The organism is Rhizobium sp. RAF56, from assembly GCF_052113965.1.
Lineage (GTDB): Bacteria > Pseudomonadota > Alphaproteobacteria > Rhizobiales > Rhizobiaceae > Rhizobium.
This window is the reverse complement of the sequence record NZ_JBFRDU010000016.1, coordinates 30045-52286: the sequence shown is the minus strand read 5'-3', so window position 1 is coordinate 52286 and position 22242 is coordinate 30045. Positions and strand designations below refer to the sequence as shown.

At 62.1% G+C, this 22242-nt stretch carries 27 protein-coding genes and 1 pseudogene; 12 read left to right on the top strand and 16 right to left on the bottom strand.

The annotated features are described in order from the left end of the window. The first annotated feature begins 66 nt into the window (after nucleotides 1-66). Complete coding sequence (locus AB4048_RS15325; protein ID WP_442202826.1) at nucleotides 67-819, top strand: L,D-transpeptidase; 753 nt, start codon at nucleotides 67-69, stop codon at nucleotides 817-819. Nucleotides 820-986: 167 nt separating this feature from the next. Here AB4048_RS15325 and AB4048_RS15320 read toward each other — a convergent pair whose 3' ends face one another. After that, nucleotides 987-1451, bottom strand: a complete 465-nt coding sequence (locus AB4048_RS15320) for a MarR family winged helix-turn-helix transcriptional regulator (protein WP_442202825.1) — start codon at nucleotides 1449-1451, stop codon at nucleotides 987-989. Nucleotides 1452-1580: 129 nt separating this feature from the next. On the opposite strand from AB4048_RS15320, the gene AB4048_RS15315 reads away from it, so the two are divergent. From AB4048_RS15315 to AB4048_RS15305, 3 genes and pseudogenes are all read left to right on the top strand, one after another. Next, a complete protein-coding gene (locus AB4048_RS15315; protein WP_442202824.1) occupies nucleotides 1581-2003 on the top strand; it encodes an organic hydroperoxide resistance protein in 423 nt (140 codons plus the stop codon). Between the two features lie 126 nt (nucleotides 2004-2129). Continuing rightward, a complete protein-coding gene (locus AB4048_RS15310) occupies nucleotides 2130-2513 on the top strand; it encodes an MbcA/ParS/Xre antitoxin family protein (RefSeq protein WP_442202823.1) in 384 nt (127 codons plus the stop codon). Further along, nucleotides 2473-3235: pseudogene (locus tag AB4048_RS15305) on the top strand (RES family NAD+ phosphorylase). Before AB4048_RS15310 ends, AB4048_RS15305 begins: the two are co-directional and overlap by 41 nt. Nucleotides 3236-3274: 39 nt before the next feature. Here the strand turns inward: AB4048_RS15305 and AB4048_RS15300 are convergent. Next, nucleotides 3275-3718 (bottom strand): MarR family winged helix-turn-helix transcriptional regulator, encoded by a 444-nt coding sequence (locus AB4048_RS15300; protein WP_442202822.1) that lies wholly within the window; start codon nucleotides 3716-3718, stop codon nucleotides 3275-3277. A gap of 76 nt (nucleotides 3719-3794) precedes the next feature. Between AB4048_RS15300 and AB4048_RS15295 the strand changes: the two genes are divergently transcribed. From AB4048_RS15295 to AB4048_RS15280, 4 genes are all read left to right on the top strand, one after another. After that, nucleotides 3795-4517 carry a DUF899 domain-containing protein gene (locus tag AB4048_RS15295; protein ID WP_442202821.1) on the top strand — a complete coding sequence of 241 codons (723 nt, stop codon included), beginning with the start codon at nucleotides 3795-3797 and terminating at the stop codon, nucleotides 4515-4517. A gap of 16 nt (nucleotides 4518-4533) precedes the next feature. Then, nucleotides 4534-5022 (top strand): DUF1579 domain-containing protein, encoded by a 489-nt coding sequence (locus tag AB4048_RS15290; RefSeq protein ID WP_442202820.1) that lies wholly within the window; start codon nucleotides 4534-4536, stop codon nucleotides 5020-5022. Nucleotides 5023-5242: 220 nt separating this feature from the next. Further along, nucleotides 5243-6016, top strand: coding sequence for a VOC family protein (locus AB4048_RS15285; RefSeq protein ID WP_442202819.1), 774 nt, complete (start codon nucleotides 5243-5245; stop codon nucleotides 6014-6016). 394 nt (nucleotides 6017-6410) lie between these two features. Beyond that, a complete protein-coding gene (locus AB4048_RS15280; protein ID WP_442202818.1) occupies nucleotides 6411-7937 on the top strand; it encodes an ABC-F family ATP-binding cassette domain-containing protein in 1527 nt (508 codons plus the stop codon). 15 nt (nucleotides 7938-7952) lie between these two features. Here the strand turns inward: AB4048_RS15280 and AB4048_RS15275 are convergent, their stop codons facing one another. Together AB4048_RS15275 and AB4048_RS15270 are read right to left on the bottom strand one after the other, a co-directional pair. Continuing rightward, entirely contained in the window at nucleotides 7953-8216 is a 264-nt protein-coding gene (locus tag AB4048_RS15275; protein WP_442202817.1) for a hypothetical protein, read from the bottom strand. 182 nt (nucleotides 8217-8398) lie between these two features. Then, complete coding sequence (locus AB4048_RS15270) at nucleotides 8399-9940, bottom strand: helicase HerA-like C-terminal domain-containing protein (protein ID WP_442202816.1); 1542 nt, start codon at nucleotides 9938-9940, stop codon at nucleotides 8399-8401. 244 nt (nucleotides 9941-10184) lie between these two features. On the opposite strand from AB4048_RS15270, the gene AB4048_RS15265 reads away from it, so the two are divergent. Next, nucleotides 10185-10580 (top strand): hypothetical protein, encoded by a 396-nt coding sequence (locus tag AB4048_RS15265; RefSeq protein ID WP_442202815.1) that lies wholly within the window; start codon nucleotides 10185-10187, stop codon nucleotides 10578-10580. Nucleotides 10581-10690: 110 nt separating this feature from the next. On the opposite strand, the gene AB4048_RS15260 is transcribed toward AB4048_RS15265, so the two are convergent. From AB4048_RS15260 to AB4048_RS15220, 9 genes are all read right to left on the bottom strand, one after another. Beyond that, nucleotides 10691-10942 carry a BrnA antitoxin family protein gene (locus tag AB4048_RS15260; RefSeq protein ID WP_442202814.1) on the bottom strand — a complete coding sequence of 84 codons (252 nt, stop codon included), beginning with the start codon at nucleotides 10940-10942 and terminating at the stop codon, nucleotides 10691-10693. Further along, entirely contained in the window at nucleotides 10893-11174 is a 282-nt protein-coding gene (locus AB4048_RS15255; RefSeq protein ID WP_442202813.1) for a BrnT family toxin, read from the bottom strand. The genes AB4048_RS15260 and AB4048_RS15255 overlap by 50 nt, the downstream gene beginning before the upstream one ends. Nucleotides 11175-11329: 155 nt before the next feature. Beyond that, entirely contained in the window at nucleotides 11330-12838 is a 1509-nt protein-coding gene (zwf, locus tag AB4048_RS15250; protein WP_442202812.1) for a glucose-6-phosphate dehydrogenase, read from the bottom strand. A 33-nt stretch (nucleotides 12839-12871) separates the two neighbouring features. Next, on the bottom strand, nucleotides 12872-13156 hold the full coding sequence (locus AB4048_RS15245; RefSeq protein WP_442202811.1) for a type II toxin-antitoxin system RelE/ParE family toxin: 285 nt from the start codon (nucleotides 13154-13156) through the stop codon (nucleotides 12872-12874). Further along, the gene (locus AB4048_RS15240) at nucleotides 13153-13431 is read right to left on the bottom strand and encodes a hypothetical protein (RefSeq protein ID WP_442202810.1); all 279 of its coding nucleotides are present in this window, start codon (nucleotides 13429-13431) and stop codon (nucleotides 13153-13155) included. Before AB4048_RS15240 ends, AB4048_RS15245 begins: the two co-directional genes overlap by 4 nt. 73 nt (nucleotides 13432-13504) lie before the next feature. After that, nucleotides 13505-14272 carry a trans-aconitate 2-methyltransferase gene (gene tam, locus AB4048_RS15235; protein WP_442202809.1) on the bottom strand — a complete coding sequence of 256 codons (768 nt, stop codon included), beginning with the start codon at nucleotides 14270-14272 and terminating at the stop codon, nucleotides 13505-13507. An 8-nt stretch (nucleotides 14273-14280) separates the two neighbouring features. After that, nucleotides 14281-14958 carry a haloacid dehalogenase type II gene (locus AB4048_RS15230; protein ID WP_442202808.1) on the bottom strand — a complete coding sequence of 226 codons (678 nt, stop codon included), beginning with the start codon at nucleotides 14956-14958 and terminating at the stop codon, nucleotides 14281-14283. A 39-nt stretch (nucleotides 14959-14997) separates the two neighbouring features. After that, complete coding sequence (locus AB4048_RS15225; RefSeq protein WP_442202918.1) at nucleotides 14998-16569, bottom strand: TerC family protein; 1572 nt, start codon at nucleotides 16567-16569, stop codon at nucleotides 14998-15000. A gap of 199 nt (nucleotides 16570-16768) precedes the next feature. Continuing rightward, complete coding sequence (locus tag AB4048_RS15220) at nucleotides 16769-17353, bottom strand: cupin domain-containing protein (RefSeq protein WP_442202807.1); 585 nt, start codon at nucleotides 17351-17353, stop codon at nucleotides 16769-16771. 595 nt (nucleotides 17354-17948) lie between these two features. Here AB4048_RS15220 and AB4048_RS15215 point away from each other — a divergent pair. Beyond that, a complete protein-coding gene (locus AB4048_RS15215) occupies nucleotides 17949-19532 on the top strand; it encodes a Na+/H+ antiporter (RefSeq protein ID WP_442202806.1) in 1584 nt (527 codons plus the stop codon). 73 nt (nucleotides 19533-19605) lie between these two features. Then, complete coding sequence (locus AB4048_RS15210) at nucleotides 19606-19908, top strand: helix-turn-helix domain-containing protein (RefSeq protein ID WP_442202805.1); 303 nt, start codon at nucleotides 19606-19608, stop codon at nucleotides 19906-19908. A 230-nt stretch (nucleotides 19909-20138) separates the two neighbouring features. Here AB4048_RS15210 and AB4048_RS15205 read toward each other — a convergent pair whose 3' ends face one another. After that, nucleotides 20139-20279: a hypothetical protein gene (locus tag AB4048_RS15205; RefSeq protein WP_442202804.1), complete on the bottom strand. Its 141-nt coding sequence runs from the start codon at nucleotides 20277-20279 to the stop codon at nucleotides 20139-20141. A 73-nt stretch (nucleotides 20280-20352) separates the two neighbouring features. Between AB4048_RS15205 and AB4048_RS15200 the strand changes: the two genes are divergently transcribed. Beyond that, nucleotides 20353-21240 carry a DMT family transporter gene (locus tag AB4048_RS15200; protein WP_442202803.1) on the top strand — a complete coding sequence of 296 codons (888 nt, stop codon included), beginning with the start codon at nucleotides 20353-20355 and terminating at the stop codon, nucleotides 21238-21240. Nucleotides 21241-21297: 57 nt separating this feature from the next. Here the strand turns inward: AB4048_RS15200 and AB4048_RS15195 are convergent, their stop codons facing one another. Together AB4048_RS15195 and AB4048_RS15190 are read right to left on the bottom strand one after the other, a co-directional pair. Next, nucleotides 21298-21639: a YciI family protein gene (locus AB4048_RS15195; protein ID WP_442202802.1), complete on the bottom strand. Its 342-nt coding sequence runs from the start codon at nucleotides 21637-21639 to the stop codon at nucleotides 21298-21300. A gap of 118 nt (nucleotides 21640-21757) precedes the next feature. After that, nucleotides 21758-22231, bottom strand: a complete 474-nt coding sequence (locus AB4048_RS15190; RefSeq protein ID WP_442202801.1) for a VOC family protein — start codon at nucleotides 22229-22231, stop codon at nucleotides 21758-21760. Between the last annotated feature and the right edge of the window lie 11 nt (nucleotides 22232-22242).

Genomic DNA, 22242 nt, shown 5'->3' with positions numbered 1-22242 from the left:
AGATGATTCTCAGCCGGCGGCCCACTCGTTCTTCCTGTCGTCCGTTCCAGGAGCGAAGCCGTCGATATGGTTCAGTCTTTCCTCTCCCGTCGCAATTTCCTTGCATTTGCCGGTTTCGGCGCCGCGTCAGCACTTTCGGGCTGCGCATCCTATCCGAGCTACGGCGGACCGGTCGTTCAGACCGTTCAGTACGGTGACCCCGCCTACAATACCTTCGGCGGCGCTCAGCCCATCGGCGGCTACTACGAGCAGGGCTATGGCGGGCCGCAGCCGGATCCGGCCTACATGTATGCGGCCATGAACGACGAGGGGCACGAACTCCCTGCCATCCCCTATCAGCAGATAGACCCGCGCTATTATCGCCAGCACGTGCCCAACCCGACCGGCCAGCCGGGGGGGACTGTCGTCGTCGATCCAAATAACCGCTTCCTCTACGTGGTCGAAAACAATGCGACCGCCATGCGCTACGGCATCGGCGTCGGCCGCCAGGGCTTCGAATGGGAAGGCGAGGGGGTCATTCAGTGGCGGCAGAAATGGCCACGCTGGAACCCGCCGGACGAAATGGTCGGGCGCCAGCCGGAACTGGTCAAATATTCGATCGCCAACGGCGGCATGGATCCCGGCCTGAAGAACCCGCTCGGCGCCCGCGCGCTCTACATCTTCAAGGACGGGCAGGACACGCTCTATCGCCTGCACGGCAATCCCGACTGGCGCTCGATCGGCAAGGCCGTCTCTTCCGGCTGCATCCGCCTGCTCAACCAGGATGTCATCGATCTCTACAATCGGGTTCCGAACAAAGCGCGCGTTGTCGTGCTGTAGTTGCGCTAAACGTCGTCTATTCCTGCCGTTTCTTTGAAATGAGCAACCTTCTAGAAGTTGGATCGCGACCGGCTGGCGGGCCGTTTCGACGACGAGACGCGGGGCCGGCCGCTTCCGCTAATTGCCTCAACAGCAAGGTGAATGGAGCCGTGTGACGGCAAGACGCCTCACTCCGCCGCGGTCAGGTTGGCACGCAGCGCCTGCAGCCGTTCTCGCAACGCGGTCACTTCATCCAGGCCGCAGCCGACCGCCCGGCCGATCGCGGTCATGATGGTATCGACTTCGCGGCGCATTGCGCTGCCCTTTTCCGTCAGCGATACGATCACCTGCCGTTCGTCGCGCGGATCGCGGGCACGGGTGACAAGCCCCGTCTGCTCAAGGCGTTTCAGAAGCGGCGACAGCGTTCCTGAATCGAGGTCGAGCTGCTCGCCGATGACCTTTACCGGCATCACGTCCCTTTCCCAAAGCACCAGCATCACGAGATACTGGGGATAGGTGAGGCCCACCCGCTCGAGGATCGGCTTGTAGGCGCGGGTAAAGGCGTGGGCCGTCGCATAGACGGCAAAGCAGAGCTGGCGCTCGAGCCGCTTCTCTTCCTCCGGTATCACCGGGTCGATGGTCTTGTCCGTCATTCTAATCCTGCCATTTCGCTGGAGATAATTCTCCCAGTTTCGAGCACAAAAGAAAGCTGCAAAATTATCTTGTGTGCAATTAAATTGTGCGATATTGAAGTTTCTGTCAAATCAAAAAGGAGATCCGACATGCCGATTCTTTACACCACCAAGGCATCCGCCACCGGCGGCCGCGCAGGTCACGCTGTTTCCGAGAACGGCGTTCTCGACGTCACTCTCACGGTTCCAAAGGAACTCGGCGGCGACGGCGCGACCGGCACCAATCCCGAGCAACTCTTTGCCGCCGGTTATTCGGCCTGCTTCCTCGGTGCTTTGAAATTTGTCGCCGGCCAGCAGAAGATCAAGATCCCCGAAGATGCGAAGGTCACCGCGACGGTCGGTATCGGCCCGCGCGAAGACGGCGGCGGCTTCGGGATCGAGGTTTCGCTGGCTGTTCACATTCCCGGCTTGGAGAAAGCTCAGGCCGAAAAGCTGGCCGCGGCCGCGCACATCGTCTGCCCCTACAGCCACGCCATGCGCACTTCGACCGAAGTGGCCTTCACGGTCGTTTGATCGGCCGCCGACCCCCAAGAGACCGCTTCTCCTTCCGCTGGACGCGGGAGGAGAGCGATATCTGCGAATGTACCTTTTCATGTGAAATATAATCGCTATATTCTTTCCATGGAAAGGATGCGAGAGATGCCGATCCCGTCGATAACCCCGTCTCTGACCTCATCCGAGGCAGAGGTGATTACGAAGGCCGCGGTGGCGGCAGCCGAGAGGCTCGGGCTCAAAGCTCGTGCGCTTGCCGACATCCTCGGTCTGTCCGAGGCAAGCGTATCGCGGATGAAGCGGCAGGACCACCTGCTGGAGCGTGGCAGCAAATCCTTCGAGCTTGCCATCCTTTTCGTGCGTCTCTTCCGCTCGCTCGACGCCATCGTCGGAGGCGACGAGACGGTGGCGCGGCAATGGCTGCGCAATGCCAACCGCGCTTTCGGCGCGGCCCCCATCGACAAGATCGTCACCATAGCCGGATTGACCGATGTCCTTGCCTATCTGGACGCCCGCCGCGCTCTCGTCTGAGGCCGTCGCGATCTGTGGCCGCTACTGGCGGCTGGTCGAGGCGCAGCATCAGGTTTCGACGCTGAAGCTGGTCGATACGCTGGAGGAGCAGGCCCTCCTCGAACGGCTGCTGGAGGAGAGCAAGCCCGCTTTGCCGCCGGAATGCGAGGGTCTCGACTATCTGCTGGCGACCCCGTTTCGCTATGGCGCCGTCTATCCGCACGGCTCCCGTTTCAGGCGGGCAGGGCGGACGCTCGGCGTTTTCTATGCGTCCGAAAGGGTCGAGACGGCACTCGCCGAAATGGCCTTCTACCGGCTGCTGTTCTTTGCCGATTCGCCGCAAACGCCGCTCCCGGCGAATGCCGCCGAATACACCGCCTTTTCCGCCGCGATTGATACGAAAGCCGCGATCGACACCGAGCTGCCGCCGCTTGATCGCGATCAGGCGGCATGGGGCGATCCGGTCGACTATGCCGCCTGCCAGGCACTGGCCGATGCGGCGTGCCGGCGGCATCGAGGCTATACTCTACCGCTCCGTTCGCGATCCGCAGCACGGGAAAAACATCGCGTTGCTGTCGGCGCGCGCCTTTGCCGCGCGTGAGCCGGTCGAGCGACAGACCTGGCGGATCCGGCTCTCGCCGGCAGGCGTTCAGGCGCTTTGCGATTTTCCGCGGCACCGCATCGGCTTTTCCCGCCTGGACTTCGATGGCGATCCGCGCATTGGGGCGTCAATTTCAAGATAGAAGGGCGGGGAACGCCTGACGAGAACGCGACGCGGGACTTCAAGACAAGGCCAGCAGTTCGCCCCGGAGGTCATTCGCGTTGCCGCCAAGTTTCGCCTCGACTTCGGCGTGGGTTGCCTCCCAGATCGGTACGGCGGCGGCAAGCACGGCCTTGCCGGCAAGCGTGAGTGCAAGCAAACGGCCGCGCCCGTCCTTGGGGTTGCGGGTGATCGCCACCCAGCCGCGCCGCTCCAGCGGCTTCAATGCCGCCGTCAGCGTCGTCTGATCCATGGCGAGCAGGTTCGCCACCGGCCCCATCGGTGGCGGCTCCGGGCGGTTCAGCGACATCAGCAGTGAAAACTGGCCGTTGGTCAGCCCAACCGGCCTCAGCGCCTCATCAAAACGGCGCGCCAAGGCCCGCGCGGCGCGCTGCACATGCAGGCAGAGGCAGGTGTCGCGCACCAGAAGCGTCGTCGCATAGGGCAGGTCGATCGCGTTTGACATGATTATGTAATATTGATATCAATGTAATCAGTCAAGTGAAAGATCGGAAAGAGGCCGCGCCGAGGAGGGCGTACCAATGAACGAAGTCGTTTCACGAGAAGTCTGGCTGGAGGCGCGCCGCGCGCTGCTCGCCAGGGAAAAAGAAGCTACCCACCTGCGCGACAAGGTCAATGCGGAGCGCCTGGCGCTTCCGTGGGTCAAGGTCGAAAAGAATTATGTCTTTGATACGCCTGATGGCAAGAAGAGCCTGAGCGATCTCTTCGATGGTCGCAGCCAGCTGATGATCTATCATTTCATGCTCGGCCCCGATTGGGAGGCCGGCTGCCCGGGCTGCTCTTTCCTCGCGGACCATTTCGACGGCACGCTGCCGCACCTCAACCACCACGATGTCACGCTCGTCGCGGTCTCCCGCGCGCCGATGCCAAAAATCGACGCCTACAAGCGGCGCATGGGATGGAAATTCCCCTGGGTCTCCGCTTTCGGCAACGATTTCAATTTCGACTATCACGTCTCCTTCACCGAGGAGGAGCTGTCGCGCGACAAGGTGTTCTACAATTTCACCGCCATTGCGCCTGATGAGGCCAACGACGAACTGCCTGGTATCAGCGCCTTCTACAAGGACGAAAAAGGCGACGTCTTCCACACCTATTCCAGCTACGCCCGAGGGCCGGAAGAGATGATCGCCACGCTGATGATCCTCGACCGCGCGCCAAAGGGCCGCAACGAAGGGTCGACGATGGATTTCGTGCGCCGCCACGACGAATACGAAGGCCGGAAAGCCGAGGCCGCCTGCCATTGAATAGGAGAGGCGCGCCATGGCGACGGAACGATCGAAAGAGCACGCTTTCCTCGACCGGCTGGTCGGCCGCTGGGATCTGGTGGCCGACGCAACGAGCAGCAATCCCGAACGCGGCGTCTGGCGCGAAAGCGTGCGCTCGCTGAACGGGCTTTGGGTGGTCTGCGAAGGCCACGGCGAGATGCCGGGCGGGGGCACCGCCACGACCATGCTGACGCTTGGCTACGATCCCGCCCGAAAGAAATATGTCGGCGCCTGGATCGACACGGTCATCAACCATCTCTGGATCTACGAGGGATCGCTCGACGAGGATTTGCTTGAAAAAGCGGGCCAAACGCTGACGCTCCATACCTCGGGTCCCGATATGACGCGTTCAGGGGAAACGGCGAAATACCGCGAGTTCATCGCCTTTGACGACGATGACAACCGCACCTTCGCCTCCGAAATGATGACGCCCGAAGGCGACTGGCGCCGCATCATGACCGCGCAGTATCGCCGCTGCCGCTAAACCTGGAACGAGCGGGCTGAACTCGCTCCAGAAGATACACGCAAATGTGGAATATTTAATTATGTCGCCTTTTGGCGGGTGGGTGCGCTTGCCTACTGAGGAAACTTCCCTACCATTCTTCTTTCGGGTTCAAGGCGACTTCATCCGCCGTTCGCAATCCTGCTGCATCCTTTTCGCGCGGGCGGCGAGGCGCCTTAAGGATACAACAGGGAGAATGGTAATGGCGCAGGAGCATGGGACCTTCGTTTGGTACGAACTGATGACGACGGATATGGCCGCCGCCGAGACCTTCTATAAGGACGTCGTCGGTTGGGGAGCCCAGGATGCCGGCATGGAGGGCATGAACTACACCATGTTCACGGCGGGCGAACGACCCGTGGCCGGATCGATGGACTTGCCCGAAAGCGCCCGCAGCATGGGTATTCCGCCGATGTGGCTCGGCTATATCTCGGTCAAGGACGTCGACACGGCGGCCGCTGATATCGTCACCGACGGTGGCGTCGTTCATCGCCCTGCCGCCGATATTCCCGGCATCGGCCGCTTCGCGATCGTCGGCGACCCGCAGGGCGCCGCAATCGCTCTCTTCAAGCCCAATCCCGGCGAGCCGCCGCCGCCTGTCGCCCCGGGAACGCCGGGCACAACCGGCTGGCACGAACTCTACGCCGGCGACGGCGAAAAGGCCTTCGATTTCTATTCGAAGCACTTCGGATGGACGCTCAGCCGCGACATGGATATGGGGCCGATGGGCGTCTACAGGATCTTTGCCCATAACGACGCCGAGATCGGCGGCATGATGAACAAGCCGGCCGGCATGCCGTCCGCCGCCTGGACCTTCTATTTCAACGTTCCCGCCATCGACGCCGCCGACCTCAGGGTCAAGGCCGCCGGCGGCCAGGTCCTCAACGGCCCGATGGAAGTCCCCGGCGGCCAATGGATCATCCAGTGCCTCGACCCGCAAGGCGCCATGTTCGCCCTGGTCGCACCGGGACGGTAGGGCAGGGCTGCCGCGTCCCGCAGGGCGGCGGCTGCTTGGAGGCGTAGCCTGCCGCTTTGCGCTTAGATGCTGCCGGAGACGACTTGCGACTTGCGTCGAGCATGTCTATCCTTGCGTCACTTCACGCCCATGAGAAAGGAGGGTCACGTGCACAACTATTATTTCCGGTTCAACCGGCAACGTGGCCCCGTCAACGCCCTGCAAATGCGTTTGCAGGGCTGACCAGAGGCCGTTTCTCGCAACCGTTTCTTTTCTGGTCCGCCCTTCGTGGCCCGCAGTGCCAAGCTTAATGCTCGGCGTCTGCGATCTCATATCCCTTTCCGCCGACACATTCATCGATGATGGCCGAGCGCCCTCGATCAAACGTCACGGGGAAAAAGACCAGAGAGCGAAGATGACCCTCATCAATATCCGCAACCTCGGCGTCGTCCTGTCGAGCCCGTTGTTCTCGAAACTCAACCTTGTCGTCAACGCCGGAGACCGGATCGGCCTCGTTGCCGCCAACGGGCGCGGCAAGTCGACGCTCTTTCGCTGCATCGCCAGCGAACTCGACGCAACCGATGGCGAGATCACGAGAGCGCGCGGGCTGACGGTCGGCTATGTCGAGCAGAACGTGCCTCCGGCGCTCTTCGAGCTTTCCCTCTACGATGCGGTGCTCGGTGCGCTTCCGCGAGAGCAGGCTGAGAGCGAAAGCTGGCGCGTCGATGTAGTGCTCGCCTCGCTGGATGTGCCTGAAGAATTCCGCGAGCGGCCGTTGAAGGCGCTCAGCGGCGGCTGGCAGCGGTTGGCGATGCTTGCCCGCGTCTGGGTGACCGAGCCCGACGTGCTGATGCTGGACGAGCCCACCAACCATCTCGATCTCGGCAAGATCGCGGCACTGGAGGAATGGCTGAACGCGCTGCCCCGCGACGTGCCGGTGATCCTTGCAAGCCACGACCGCGCCTTTCTCGACGCGGTCACCAACCGGACGCTCTTCCTGCGGCCGGAGCAGAGCCAGATCTTTTCGCTGCCTTACTCGCGGGCGCGAGCGGCACTCGAGGAGGCCGATGCCGCTGACGCGCGCCGTTACGAACGCGACATGAAGACCGCCGAGCAATTGCGCAAGCAGGCTGCCAAGCTCAACAATATCGGCATCAATTCCGGCAGCGACCTCCTGGTGGTCAAGACGAAGCAGCTGAGGGAGCGCGCCGAAAGGCTGGAGGACGCGGCAAAGCCCGCGCATCTGGAGCGCTCGGCGGGTGCCGTCAGGCTCGCCAATCGCGGCACCCATGCCAAGGTGCTGGTGACCCTCGATGATGCGGAGGTGAGGACACCCGACGGCACCGTGCTCTTTCGCACCGGCAAGCAGTTCATCTGCCAGGGCGATCGCATCGTGCTGCTCGGGCCGAACGGCGCCGGCAAAACCCGGCTGGTCGTCATGCTGCGCAACGCGATCGGCAATCCGGAAACGGCTGTCGACGGCATCAAGGCGACGCCTTCGCTGGTGCTTGGCTACAGCGACCAGGCGCTGGCCGACCTCAATGACAAGGAAACGCCGATGGAGACGATTATCCGCCGTTTCGAGGTCGGCGACCAGCGGGCACGGGCGCTGCTTGCCGGCGCGGGCATGAACATCGACATTCAGGCTCGCCCGATCAGCCGGCTTTCCGGCGGCCAGAAGGCGCGGCTCGGCATGCTGGTGCTCAGGCTTTCAAACCCGAACTTCTACCTGCTCGACGAACCGACCAACCATCTCGACATCGAGGGACAGGAAGCGCTCGAAAGCGAGCTGATGGCGCATCAGGTGAGCTGCCTGCTCGTTTCCCACGACCGCAGCTTCGTGCGCGCGATCGGCAACCGGTTCTGGCAGATCGAGCGCAAGCGGCTGGTCGAGGTGGAGAGCCCGGAAGCGTTCTTCGCCGCCGCGGCCAGCGTTCGTTGATGGATGCTTCGGCGATCAGTCGAAGGGCGAGTCGATATAGAATCGGCTGACCAGTTTCAGGGTGCGGTCGGGCTGGAGGATATAGATTTCCTTCACCCGGTCTCCCCACTGGTCGGTAAACGTATGAGGCAACAGGCTGCCGATCGGCGACTTCATCAGTTTCTGCGTCGGCTGGCCGCCATAGGTGATGCTGCCGGGGATCGGCTGCAACTCCGACGTGGTCTGTTGGCACGCCATCAGAAGCAGCGCACAGGCGAGCAGCGACAGCGGTGTTTTCATGGCTTCCTCGCTCCCCACGCGGCGTCATCCTCGGCCTTGTGCCGAGGATCTGCTGCGCCTCAATAAAATCAAACGGTTGCAGATGCTGACGAAAGAGCCGTTGGCACGCCTTGTCAGCAGTCGGAGGGCGCCTACCCACGCCCTCGCTGGCCACCGTCGTATACCGTCGCCAGCGCTGCCGGTTACCGTTTCAGGCTGCCGAGAATTCCGCGCACCAGCGCCCGCCCGACCTGGGTGGCGACGGTTCGCGCCACGCTTTTCATCGCCGCTTCGACGATCGTCTCGCGCTGGTAGCCGGAGCGGCCTCGCGGTTGGCCGGCGGGGGCGGCCGCCTTGTCGTCGTCGCCGAAGCCCGGAAGGGTCCAGCGGCTGCCGGCGTTTTCCTGTTCGGGCTGCTTGGCGGCGTCCTGTTCGGCGTTTTTCTGGGCGCGCGCGGTGAGGATTTCGTAGGCCGATTGTCGGTCGACATCCTGGTCGTATTGGCCAGCGACCGGGCTCGCGTTGATGATCGCCTGGCGCTCGCCGTCGGTCACGGGGCCGACACGGCCGGATGGCGGCCGCACGAGCGTGCGCTCCACCATCGAAGGCGCACCCTTGCCCTCCAGCATCGAAACCAGCGCCTCGCCGGTGCCGAGGTTCGTGATGACGCTTGCGCAGTCGAAGGCGGGGTTCGGGCGGAAGGTGTCGGCGGCGGTCTTCACCGCCTTCTGCTCGCGTGGGCTATAGGCGCGCAGCGCGTGCTGCACCCGGTTGCCGAGCTGTGCCAGCACCGTTTCGGGCACGTCCAGCGGGTTCTGCGTGACGAAATAGACGCCGACGCCCTTTGAGCGGATCAGGCGCACCACTTGCTCGACGCGCTCGATCAGCACCCTCGGCGCGTCGTTGAAGAGGAGATGCGCCTCGTCGAAGAAGAAGACCAGCTTCGGTTTTTCAGGATCGCCAACCTCAGGCAATTCCTCGAAGAGTTCCGAAAGCAGCCAGAGCAGGAAGGTCGCATAGAGGCGCGGGTTCATCATCAGCTTGTCGGCGGCGAGCACCGAGATCTGCCCGTAGCCCTGCTGGCTGACGCGCATGATGTCGGTGATCTTCAGCGCCGGTTCGCCGAAGAAGTGTTCGGCTCCCTGCTGTTCAAGCACCAGCAGCGACCGCTGGATCGAGCCGACGGAGGCCTTGGCGATCAGGCCGAACTGGCTCGACAGTTCCGTCGCATTCTCGCCCATGTAGTTGAGCAAGGCCTGCAGGTCCTTGAGGTCGAGCAGCGGCATGCCGCCCTTGTCGGCGATCTTGAAGGCGATGTTGAGAACGCCCTCCTGCGCTTCCGAGGCGTCCATCAGTCGAGCGAGCAAGAGCGGCCCCATTTCGGCGATGGTGGTGCGCACGCGGTGGCCCTTCTCGCCGTAAAGATCCCAGAAGATCACCGGGAACTGCTCGAATACATAAGGGGAAAGCCCGATTTCCTCGGCGCGCTTCAGGAGAAAATCCTTAGGCTCGCCCTTGACGGCAATGCCGGAAAGGTCGCCCTTGATATCGGAGCAGAAGACCGGCACGCCGGCCTTGGAAAAGCCCTCCGCCAGCACCTGCAACGTCACTGTCTTGCCGGTGCCCGTGGCGCCGGTGACGAGCCCGTGGCGATTGCCGAATTTGAGCGTCAGGTATTCGTCCTTGTTGAGACTGTCGTCGTTCTTGCGGCTGGCGCCGATGAAAATCTGCTGGTCCTGCGGCATGCTGTCCGGCTCCTGCGGTCGGTCGTCCGGCGTGGCTGCGGATCGACTCAGCGTTATTCCCACGTCATACTGTCAGTGTCATTCTCGCCTTGTCGTTATAGCAGGCACGTCGGGAGCGACAACCGTCCGTGTAAGCGACCCGAGGCCGGGGGCGCGAAACTTGCGGATGGTCGCAAAAGGCGGCTTGTTTCGCTCGAGAAGTTCAATTACGTTGACGTCAACGTCAATATATAAGGAGGCCAGAATGAACGAAATCGTAGACCAGATCGCTACCAAGGTTGGCATTGCGCCTGATGTGGCGGAAAAGGCCCTCGGCATGATGCTCGGTTTCCTGCAGCGCGAAGCGCCGGACGGCCCGGTCGCCCACATGATCCAATCGATCCCCGGCGCCTCCGACCTCGTCGCGCAGTACAATGGTGCTGAAACCGGTGGCGGCGGTCTGCTCGGCGGACTGATGAGCGCCATCGGCGTCGGCGGCGGCATCATGGGGCTCGGCCAGGCATTGATGAGCGAAGGCCTCGGCATGGGCGAGATCTCGTCGCTTGCCAAGGAAACCATCTCCATCGCCCGCCAGCACGCAGGAGACAGCATCGTCGACGAAGTGGTCGGCTCGATCCCCGGCCTCAGCCAGTTCGTCTGAAAAATATCGCTACCGTCATTCATTCTCCCCGTCCGCGGGGAGAATGAGCCTTTGTCGGCGGTCTGTTCGTCCCAGCCTGCGCGGCGAGAATTTTTCGCGACCTCTTGCCGTCAATGCTTGGCAAGCCACTCCCGAAGGGCGGCGTTGATGCGCGATTGCCAGCCCGGGCCGTCCTGGCGAAAGCGCTCGACAATGTCGGCATCCAGCCTGATCGTCGTCAACGCCTTGGGATTGTCCGATTTCGGACGGCCACGCCTGACGGGCGCGGCGGCAATCTTTTCTGCCCATTCGACTGCGGAAAGATCCGGCGCATCATCCGGATCCGTCCAGTCGATCGGCATAATATCTTTGCTCTCTGTCATTGGCCTTCCTCATGCTGATGATCCGCTCGTGACCATCGCGGGGCGTCCAAACGACCACCACCATTCGTTCGTCTAGCAGCCCGATGGTGAAATAGCGTCGTTCGCCGTAATCTTTCCGATCATCCTCAATCGTGATGTGATTTCCGTCGAACACCTCTCCGCAGCGTTCAAAATCAAGCTGTCGTTCGCTGCGTGTTCGATCGCGTTTCGCCGGGTCGAATATAATCGCCATTTTTTGTTACTACAATATATTTAAATCTATGTTTGTCCTGCTGCACAATTCCCTGAAGTACTAAAGCAAACGACGCGGGGCTTTGAATGAACGCGAACGCGCTCGCGGATGAAATCCGCAACCGCGCATGGGACGCGCGACCGCGAGAGATCCTGTCAGCCTTTCTTCTCGCCGGATGTTCCAAGCTCGTGCCAGCGCCTGCCGTCCTTTGCGATCAGGGCGTCGGCGGAGGCGGGGCCGGGGCTTCCGGGGGCGTAGGGGTCCGGTTTTCCGCCGCTTGCCCAGAGGTCGAGAAAGGGCTGAACCGCCGCCCAGCCTGCTTCGATGCCGTCGGCGCGCTGGAACAGCGTCTGGTCGCCGATGAAGAGGTCGTAGAGCAGGGATTCGTAACCGGTCATCTTGCCGATGTCGAAGCGGTCGCCGTAGCGGAAATCCAGCGACACCGGCACGGTATCGACCGAGAGCCCCGGCGCCTTGATGGAGATTTCCATGCTGAGGCCCTCGTCGGGCTGGACCTGGATGATAAGCCGGTTCGGCGGCATGTTGTGATTGACGTCCGTCTCGCGAAATTGGGCGAAGGGAACCGGCCGGAAGGTGACGACGATTTCGGTGTCGCGCGCCTTCATCGCCTTGCCGGTGCGGATATAGAACGGCACGCCTGCCCAGCGCCAGGTATCGGCATAGAGTTTCAGCGCGACATAGGTCTCCGTCGTGCTGTCGGGCGATACGTCCTTCGTCTCGAGGTAGGCGGGGATCGCCTTCCCCTCCAGCGTGCCGCCGGTATAGACGCCGCGCACGGAATGGGCGGCCGCTTCCTCCGGCGTATAGATCCTGAGCGCCTGCAGAAGCTTGCTCTTCTCGTTGCGGATCGCCTCGGCGCTGAAGCTGTTCGGCGGCTCCATGGCGACCATGGCGAGGAGCTGGAAGAGGTGGTTCGGCACCATGTCGCGAAGCGCGCCGGTCGCGTCGAAGAACTTGCCACGCGTGCCGACGTCGACGATCTCGGCGGCCGAAACCTGGACATGGTCGATATAATTGCTGTTCCAGAGCGACTCGATCATCATGTTGGCGAAGCGCGCCGTCATGATGTTTTGAACGGTTTCCTTGCCAAGGAAGTGATCGAGGCGGAAGACTTGGGTCTCCGATACCCGCGCAAGAATGCGGGCATTGAGCGCCTTTGCCGAGGCGAGATCGGTTCCGAACGGCTTTTCGATCGCGATCCGCCGGAAAGCGCCGGGCTTCTCGACCGTCAATTTATGCTCCGCCAGCTTTTCGACGATGCTGCCGAAGAATTGCGGCGGCACGGCGAAATAGAAGGCAGCGTTGCCGGTCGGCGATTTGTCGAGATAGCGGCCGACGTCCTCATAGATGGCATCGCCTGAGAAATCGCCCGAAATATAGGAGATGCGCTGCCGCAACCGCTTCCAGGCGTCATCCTCCACGATCCCGTCAAGGGTCGCCAGAAACGTGTCGAGGCGCTCGAGCAGCATGTCCGTGCCGCCCGGCTCGATGCCGAGGCCGAGAATATGCAGATCGTCGCCGACGAGCCCACCCCTCGCCAGATTGACGATTGCCGGGATCAGCAGCCGGCGGGTGAGATCGCCTGTTGCGCCGAATATGACGAGGGTGACGGGCGGGGTGGGACGAATTGCTGAGCCGCTCATGGCGTCACCTCATTGTTGCCTTCGACACATTCTTCACGCCTCCATTGGAGGCCATTGACGCGCGGTGTGCAACAGCGCAAGCACCCAGATTTCGTCGCCCAAGATTTCGTAAATCAGGCGATAGTGCCGATGTGGAATTATTTCTCGTGTTCCTTCAACCATGCCTGGCCGTCCAAGCTGCGGAAAGTCCGCGAGCCGCTCCACGAAGCGAGCGAAAAGTTGATCCATCCGGATGCTGGCAGCGGGATTTTCGCTAGCTATGAATTGAAAGATTTCTAGACGGTCGAGCTCTGCTTGCGGTGTCCAGATAATTTTCATGTTAAGGTTTTTAGGCGGCTGCGCAGTGCCGCGAACGCGGCTTCGACGTCCGTATTGGCGCGGCCCTGCCCACGTTCCATGGACGTTCTGGCACGCTCAACCTTTGCCCTGACGAAGTCTGTGTATCCCGGTTCCTCGTGCTGCGCGTCGACATAGTCCTGGACGAGTTCGCGAAGGAGATCGTCGGTGGAGCGGTGCGCCGATTCCGCTGCGGCTACGAACGCGGACCGAAGCTCGGGATCCAGATCGATTTCCAGAGCATTCTGCTTGGGCATGCGAGTATCTCCGTAAGCAAACATCGATAGCGCTAACTATAGTGTGGCCGAACGTTGCTGCAAGCGCGGATATCTAAGCCTTCACGGCCACCATGAACAGCCGCGGGAAGCGCAGCAGGACCCGGCCGTCGCTGAGCGGCGGGTAGGCTTTTACGATGCGGGCGAGGTAGTCGGCGGCAAACGCATCGCGGTGGTCGGGGCCGGCGGCGTCGAGATAGGGGCGCAGGCCGGTGCCCTTGACCCATTCGACGATCGCCGCCGCATTCTCCATGGGGTGATTGTAGATCGTGTGCCAGAGATCGACGCGCGCCGACTTCGGCATAAGGCGGTCGTAATAGACCGAAGGCGCGGGCAAGGGTTTGCGGCGCACGCTCGTTTCGAACTTCGTCTTCCACGGACCGGCCTGCGCCGTTTCCTCCATCAGCAGGTGTGTCGGCTCGGCAAGATTGTCCGGCATCTGGACCGCCAGAACGCCGCCGGCGCTCAACCCTTCCATCAACCGGTCGAAAATGTCGAGATGACCGGGAAGCCATTGGAAGACCGCGTTGGCGAACAAGAGGTCGGCCGGTTCCGACGGATACCAGGTCGAAAGGTCGGCCTCGACGAAGGGGACGCCGGGCAGGCGCTCGCGCGCCGCCTCCAGCATGTTCACATCGCTGTCGAGCCCGAGCACACCGGGGGCGCCGAAGCGCTCGACGATGAGTTCGGTGGAGTTTCCCGGGCCGCAGCCGAGATCGATGGCGCGGCCGATGCGCTCAAGCGGCACCTGCGCCAGAAGATCGCGGGCAGGGCGGGTGCGCTCGTCTTCGAACTTCACATATTGGCTCGCGGACCAGGCCATGGCGTCCCCTATTCTTCGGCGGAAGCGGCGATAAGCCCGTCAAGCGACGGCAGGATGACGGAGGGGCCGAGGTCGCGATATTCGTCCTGTGCATGCTGGCGGTTGATCCAGACCCCACGGAAGCCGAATTTCGTCGCCCCCGCGATGTCCCAACGGTTGGAGGACTGGAAGGAGACGGCGTTCGGATAGAGCCGGTAGGCGGTGGTGACGAGCTCGTAGGCCGCGGGCGCGGTTTTATAGATGCGCACGGCATCGACGGAAAACACGTCGTCGATGACCGACGTCAGCGCGTTGTGCCGGATGGCCGTTTCGAGCATCGCCGGCGTTCCGTTCGACAGGATGGCGATCCGCGCGCCATGGTCCTTCAGCGTCTTCAGCACATGCGGCACCTCGGAGAAACAATCGAGCGTGCGGTAAGCGGCGATGAGGTCGTTCCTGAGCGCCGGGTCGACGCTCGGCACGCAGGCGAAGGCGAAGTCGAGCGCTTCCGCGGTCAGCGTCTCGAAATCGCGATAGGCATCCATCAGCGACCGCGTCCAGCTGTATTCGAGTTGCTTCGCGCGCCAGATCTCGGAAAGCCGTTGCCCCTCCGGTCCGGCGCGGTCGGCATGTCGGCGCACCGCCGCGTGCACGTCAAACAGCGTGCCGTAGGCGTCGAAAACATAGGCGGCGGTGTGATGAGCCATCGTGCCTCCTCAACGGGGCGACCTTCGCCCGACGATGCGCTAGGTTACCTCTTCTATGCGCTGGATGCGAACCTTGTCGATGTTGCGACCGTCGAGCTTGACGACGTCGAAGGAGAGATTGCCGTCGACGAAGCGTTCGCCCTCCTGCGGCAGGTGGCCGAGACCCCACAGGATGTAGCCGGCCAGCGTCGAATAGCGGTCTGCCTCGTCGACGAGGTCGGCCTCGACCAGCCGCGAGGCCTGGCGGATGTCCATCCAGCCGTCGACGGTCAGCGATCCGTCGTCGCCGTGCTCGATCGTCAGCCGCTCCTCGTCTTCGTCGGGGAATTCGCCGGCGATCGCTTCCAGGAGATCGCCGGTGGTCACCATGCCTTCAAGCGCGCCGTACTCGTCGAGGATGACGGCGACGGACTGGCTGGAGCGGCGCAGTTGCTCCATCAGCTTCAGTGCCGTGATGCTTTCGTGCACGATAAGCGGCTGGCGGATCGAGCGCTCGGGATCGATGCCGCCGTCCTTCATCAGGTCGCGCATCAGGTCGCGGGCGCTGGCAACGCCGATGAACTGGTCGAGGCTGCCACGGGCGACAGGGAAACGGGAGTGGCCGAGATCGGCGACGCGACGCTGCAGCTCCGCTTCGGGCGCGTCGAGGTCCAGCCACTCGATATCGATGCGCGGCGTCATGATCGAGCGGGCGGAACGGTCGGCGAGCGTCAGGACGCCCTGGATCATGTCCTTCTCCTCGGTCGAAAACACCTGCTGGTCGGCAAGTTGCGCCGCGGTCGGGTCGGAAGTCTGCCCCAGCGCCGCGCCCTGCGTCCGTCCGCCGCCGCCAAGCAGGTTGAGCACCGCATCCGCGGTGCGGTCGCGAATGTTGCCGCGCGTGATCGAGCGCTCCTTGTTGTGGCGGGCGAGCTGGTTCAGCGCCTCGATGATGATCGAGAAGCCGATCGCCGCGTAGAGATAGCCCTTGGGCACGTGCACGCCAAAACCTTCGACGATCAGCGAGAAGCCGATCATCATCAGGAAGCCGAGGCAGAGCATGACGACGGTCGGGTGCTTCGAGACGAAGATCGTCAGCGGCTTCGACAAGAACAGCATGAAGCCGACAGCGATCACGACGGCGAGCATCATGACCTGCAGTTCCTTGACCATGCCGACGGCGGTAATGACGCTGTCGAGCGAGAAGATCGCGTCGAGCACGACGATCTGGACGATCACCTGCCAGAAGACCGCGTGAGCCCGCTTCTTTTCGCCGTCATGCTGCTCGCCTTCCAGTCGCTCGTGTAGCTCCATCGTGCCCTTGAACAGAAGGAAGAGGCCGCCGACGATGAGAATGAGATCGCGACCGGAAAAGCCGAAGTCCATCACATGAAAGAGCGGGTTCGTGAGCGTCACGACCCAGGCGATCGAGGCTAGCAGGACAAGGCGTATGCCGAGCGCAAGCCCAAGGCCGGTCAGGCGTGCCGCGTCGCGCTGGTGTGGCGGCAGTCGCTCGGCAAGGATGGCGATGAAGACGAGGTTGTCGATGCCGAGCACGATTTCGAGCACGACGAGCGTCAAAAGGCCAACCCACGCGGAGGGGTCGGCGATCCAGTCGAAGATCATAGATATTCAAGCTTGGCAGGGCGGGTGGAGGCGCTGCCAATTCTCTCCTCTGTTGTTGGGAACATGCGAAAACGCCCCGCCTTTCGGCGCATCGCTTCTATGCGAACGCGGACAGGCAGGGGCGAAAAATGGGAAATGCGGGTAAGAGGAAGCTGTCGTCTACAGTCGTCACCGACAGCGTCGTCCCGACCGGATGGGTCGGACTTCAGTGAATGGGGACTGGACGGCTCGCTGTCGGGCATGGGTCATAGTGTGAAGATGAACGGGCGCTTTCGCAAGAGCGAAGACGAAATTCAGCTCTACCTGCCTCATGTGACGGAATTGTTGCGTCGCTGTCCGGCGACCGGGCAGTCAGCGGAAAATCAAGCGGCAGGATGCTAACGCCAAGGTTGTTCGCGATGGTCACGGTATCAGCCACGGCATCATCGCCTCGCGACGTGATGGATGCGAGCGCCTCGTAGAGTTCGGCGAGATTGCTGTCGAGGACGACCGAAAACACCGCGGTCGAGCCGCTCCTGTTCCAATAGCCATGCGGCATATAGGGCTCGATGTGCACGATGTCGCCGGCCAGCGCCTCGAATTCCCGCGGGCCGTTGTCGGTCAACTGCCAGAAATGGAGACGGCCTTCCACGACCCTGATCACCTTCGTGCCTGGGTGGCAAAGCGGCGGCACGCGGCTGCCGGACGGCACGGCCACGTCGAACACGTTCAGCCATGTGCCTCGGATAACGGCACGGCGTTCGATAGCGGGGCCAAGCACAAGAATGTTTGCTGCCGTAACTAAAGCCATGATCTCTTTCGTCTCCATGAAATAGGGTCAGCGCTGCCGGCGCATGACATGGGCGATAGGGCCCCGGGCACCAGTGCCCGCCATGCGGCGGCTCAGACCACCACAACGCCGAGGAGTTTCCCTCGAGCCGATCCGCATATGGGTTATCCAATCGTTAAGAACAATAGTATATGCTTGAAATAATATGCGACACCGGGTCGCGGCAGCCTGCGAGGGTCTTTCACCGGGGATAAAAAGAAGGCCCCGCAAGATGCGGGGCCAAGTTAGGAAGTCAGCGGCGAATCGCGCCAAGAGGGGGGGACACCCTGCCCAAACAAGACTTCGGCAGTTGTCGCTCGGCATGCATCGCCGGCATACAAACTTCTCGCCTCGTTATTTGTTCCATGAACTTTTTGTAATCATTCGGGACATCCGCACCCTGTGATCAGGCGTAGTCACGGTCGGGCGGCCCTTGCGTCAATCTGGGATAAGCAGCGGGGAGTTCGATTTTCTTTTCGGTTTGGCCGGATCCGCATCCTCGGGCGATTGCGTTTTGACAAAACGCGCTTTGTAATGGGGGCCATCGCCAAGCAAAATCATATTAGGAAACAAGTATATGGACCCCACGCATTTATTCGAGCTGGTTATCGGGATGTTTGTGGCGATCATCGCGCTGCACTATGCCGCCGACAGGCTGGGGCTGCCGCCATCCGTGGCGCTGCTTGCCGGCGGCGCGTTGCTCGCCTTCCTGCCGGGGCTGCCGACGATTACGGTCGATCCCGGTTTGGTGCTCGTCATCTTCCTGCCGCCGCTCTTGATGGATGGTGCCTGGACCATAGCTCTGCGTCCTTTGCGCCGGCATATGATCGGTATTTCCTCGCTTGCCATCGGCGCCGTGTTTTTCACCTGCGCGGTCGTGGCAGTGGTGACCCATCTTCTATTTCCATCGCTGCCCTGGGCCGCATGCGCGGCACTCGGCGCGATCGTCTCGCCGCCCGATGCGATCTCCGCCCGCGCTGTCTTGCAACGGGTAAAGTTGCCCCGGCGCCTGCAGATCCTGCTCGAAGGCGAAAGCCTGCTCAACGACGCCAGCGGCCTGGTGCTCTTCCGGTTCGCGGTCGCGGCCGGCGTCACGGGCGCCATCAGCACGACCGATGCGGTGGGGAGCTTTTTGCTTTTGGCCGCGGGCGGCGCCCTTGTCGGGATCGCCGTCGGAACGGTCTGGGTCCTATTCATACGCAGGCTCGGCGATGATTATTTGATGATCGCCGCCACGACCCTGTTGTGCTGGACCTCTTACCTCCTCGGCGAACGCATTCATGTCTCGGGCGTCATCGCGACCGTGACCACGGGCCTGATCGCGAGCTGGTACCAGCACACGGCCTTTTCGGCCTCGACGCGCATACGCGGCACATCCTTCTGGACCGTGATCGTTTTTCTGATGGAAGCCGCGGTCTTCGTGCTGATCGGGTTGTCGCTGCGGGGCGTCGTCGAACGTGGCGGCGGCTTTGGCGTCGTGATCGCAACCATGGGATTGCCGATACTTGTGATCCTGGTCGCACTCACCCTTGCGCGCTTCGCCTGGGTATTCGGATCCGACTTTTTGATCAAGCTCTGCAATGTCGTCGGCATAGATCGATACAAGCCGCTCGGCGCCCGCGGCGCAACCGTCGTCAGCTGGGCGGCCGTTCGCGGCGTCGTGACACTGGCGCTGGCGCTGAGCGTGCCGGAAGGCTTCCCCGGCCGTGACTTCATCCTGGTCACGTCGTTTGCGGTCATTGTCGGAACGGTGCTCCTGCAGGGGACCACCCTCGGCGGCGTAATCGCCTGGGCAAGGCTGACCGAGCAGGTGTCGGAAAAGGCGCGCCTCAACATGAGCCAAGCCGAAGCCGCCATGGCCCAGGCGCAGTTTGCGACCGTCCAAGGCCTCGCCTACGACGGCGAGGGGAAGCTCATCCATCCTCAATTGCTGGCGCAATATCAGCGCAGGGCCACGGCAAGCGTCGACTATGCCGCGCGTACCGAACACTACTCGCCGATGCTGCACGCGCATTTCGACGTCATTCTCGAAGCCGTCGCCACCGGCCGCCGCGAACTCATACGCCTCCACCGCGCCGGCGATATCGATGACGAGACGCTGCACGAACTGGAACGAGACCTCGATCTCGAAGAGCTGAGCGCAATCTCGGCCAAGGCGTGACGGCAAACGAATGCGGCAGCGCTCCGATTGGGAGCGACGCCGGAGAAAACGAAGATATTGGAGATCGCGTGCCATGAGCCGGATTCTGAAGAACGTACATAAGTCTGCGGCAAGCCTGCATGATGCAGGCTTTGTCGACGACGTCACGATGAGGGAGTTCGACGCACTCTCCCTCCCTCCTTTGCGGAACTATTCTCCCGACGAGATCAAGAAGATCAGGGCCTCTACAAAGGCTAGCCAGGCTGTGTTTGCCAGCTTTCTCAACGTTAAAAAAATTACGGTTGCCGCATGGGAACAAGGGAGTAAGAAACCAAGCAGCACGGCGATCAAGATTCTTGATCTCGTCGAGCGCAAGGGACTGGACGTCTTGCTATAATAACGTCGACTTCATCGAAAATGTCCGCTCATGGCGAGCGTCAGTTTGCTGACAAAGCACTCTTTTTTGCCAGAGCTGTCCGTTCTCTCCGTCATCCCGGCCTTGAGCCGGGATCCAGCCGCGCCGCGTCGGCGGCGAGAAAAAGTCTTTTGCGCGCAAGGACTTGCGCGCGCTGGACCCCGGATCGAGTCCGGGGTGACGGCGGATGGCGGCGCAGTCCTGGTAAGCCGTCAGAGTTTGTCAGCAGTCTGATGCCCGCTCATGGCGGGCGTTTTTGTTTTCAATGCAATCGCTACATAAGTGCCGGAGAAATGACTTGCTAGGCGCTTTGAAGTCATAGATTGAGTGCTGCGCGGCGCGTCGTCAGACATCTCGCGAGCGCCTCCTTCGAACCATGAACCGTCAGTACGGCAATCCGATTGGCTGCAAATCCAAAGCTATGCAATGAACGATAAAACGCGCGGCTATATCTTTGCCCTCCTTGCGGTGACAATTTTTGCTGCCCAGGACGGGTTTACCAAGTTTCTTGGCGACCGTTATCCGCCCATTCTTGTGACGATGTTCCGCTTCTGGGCATTTGCTGTTTTCGTGACGCTGCTCGCCTCAGCCTCGTCGGGCGGTGTCCGGCGGGTAGCGAAAACCGCGCACCCGTGGCTTCAGGTGGTGCGCGGCGTCCTGCTTGTCTCGGAAATCGTCGTTGTGGTTTTTGCCTTCAAGCACGCCGGCCTTGCCATGAGCCAGTCGGTTTTCCAGGCGACCCCTCTCTTGGTGACGGTGCTGTCGGTCCCGCTCCTTGGAGAGCATGTCGGCTGGCGACGTGCCACCGCCGTACTCGTGGGGTTGGTCGGAGTGCTCGTCATCATCAATCCGGTCGGCGTCCACTTCGACGTCTTCCTGCTGTTGCCGCTCGGCGCCGCACTGTTGTTTGCGCTCTACAGCGTCGCCACCCGCGCCGTCAGCCATAAGGACAGCGCGATAACGAGCACGTTCTATGCGGGGGTCGTGGGCGCCATCGCCATCTCCGTTATCGGCCCGTTCTACTGGACCACGATCCCGCCCGCCGACTGGCCGGCGCTAGCGGCGCTGTGCGTCTGCGGGACGCTCAGCCACTACTGCCTGATACGCGCCTACGGGCTGCTGACAGCCGTCGAGGTGCAGCCGATCACCTACCTGCAACTCGTTCTCAGCGCCGTCATCGCCGTCACGTTCTTTGGCGAACATCTCTCCGTGAACATGGTGGTCGGCGCGGTGACTGTCGTTGGAGCCGGCCTGTTCACCGTCTGGCGCGAGCACCGGCTGGCGGTAAAGCGAGCAAGGATAGCGGGTCCTTGATCAGTTTGTTTTCACACAATTCCGCACGGAAAGCCGCGTCGCACTTCTCCTGAATTGCTAGTGAAACGGGCGCACCTCGACCGGCGCCCGGCAGGCGACGGCGGCTTTGCGCCCCCACGCAAGCGCCTCGTCCATATCGGCGGCTTCCAGCACCCAAAAACCACCGATATGCTCCTTGGTCTCAAGGTATGGCCCGTCGGTGATGCTCACCTGACCATTCCCCTCAGCCCGCAGCGACTTCGCGCCCTCTACAGTGCAGAGGCCGCCGACGAAAACCCTGACGCCGGCAGCAATCATCTCCTCGTTGAGCATGTCGATGTCGCGCTCCATCGCCGCGTCCTCCGCGACGGACGGGTCGTAGTCATCAGGGTGGTGAATGGCAACCAGGTACTGCGTCATGACGTCTCCTGTAACGATGGTCGGCTGGGCCGGTTGCCCTGCCTTCACCATCTAGACGAACGGCCGGACCACAATTCGACAGTTGATCCGGCAATTTCGCCATCAAACTGGGGGAGCGTCACCCGCGCCGCGCCGCATCGATCGCGGCGACGTCGATCTTCCTCATTTCCATCATGGCAGCAAACGCGCGCTTGGCCTCGGCGCCTCCGGCAGCCATCGCCTCGGTCAGCGTGCGCGGCGTGATTTGCCAGGATATGCCCCACTTGTCCTTGCACCATCCGCACTCGCTCTCCTGGCCGCCGTTGTTGACGATCGCGTTCCAGTAGCGGTCGGTCTCGGACTGATCGTCGGTGGCGATCTGGAACGAGAAGGCTTCGCTGTGCTTGAACATGGAGCCGCCGTTGAGGCCCATGCAGGGAACACCCACGACGGTAAATTCGACGACCAGCACGTCGCCTTGCTTGCCGGCGGGATAGTCGCCCGGCGCACGCACCACGGCACCCACGGCGCTGTCAGGAAAAGTATCGGCGTAGAAACGGGCAGCAGCCTCGGCATCCTTCTCGTACCAGAGGCAAATCCTATTCTTTTCCATTGGAGTGCTCC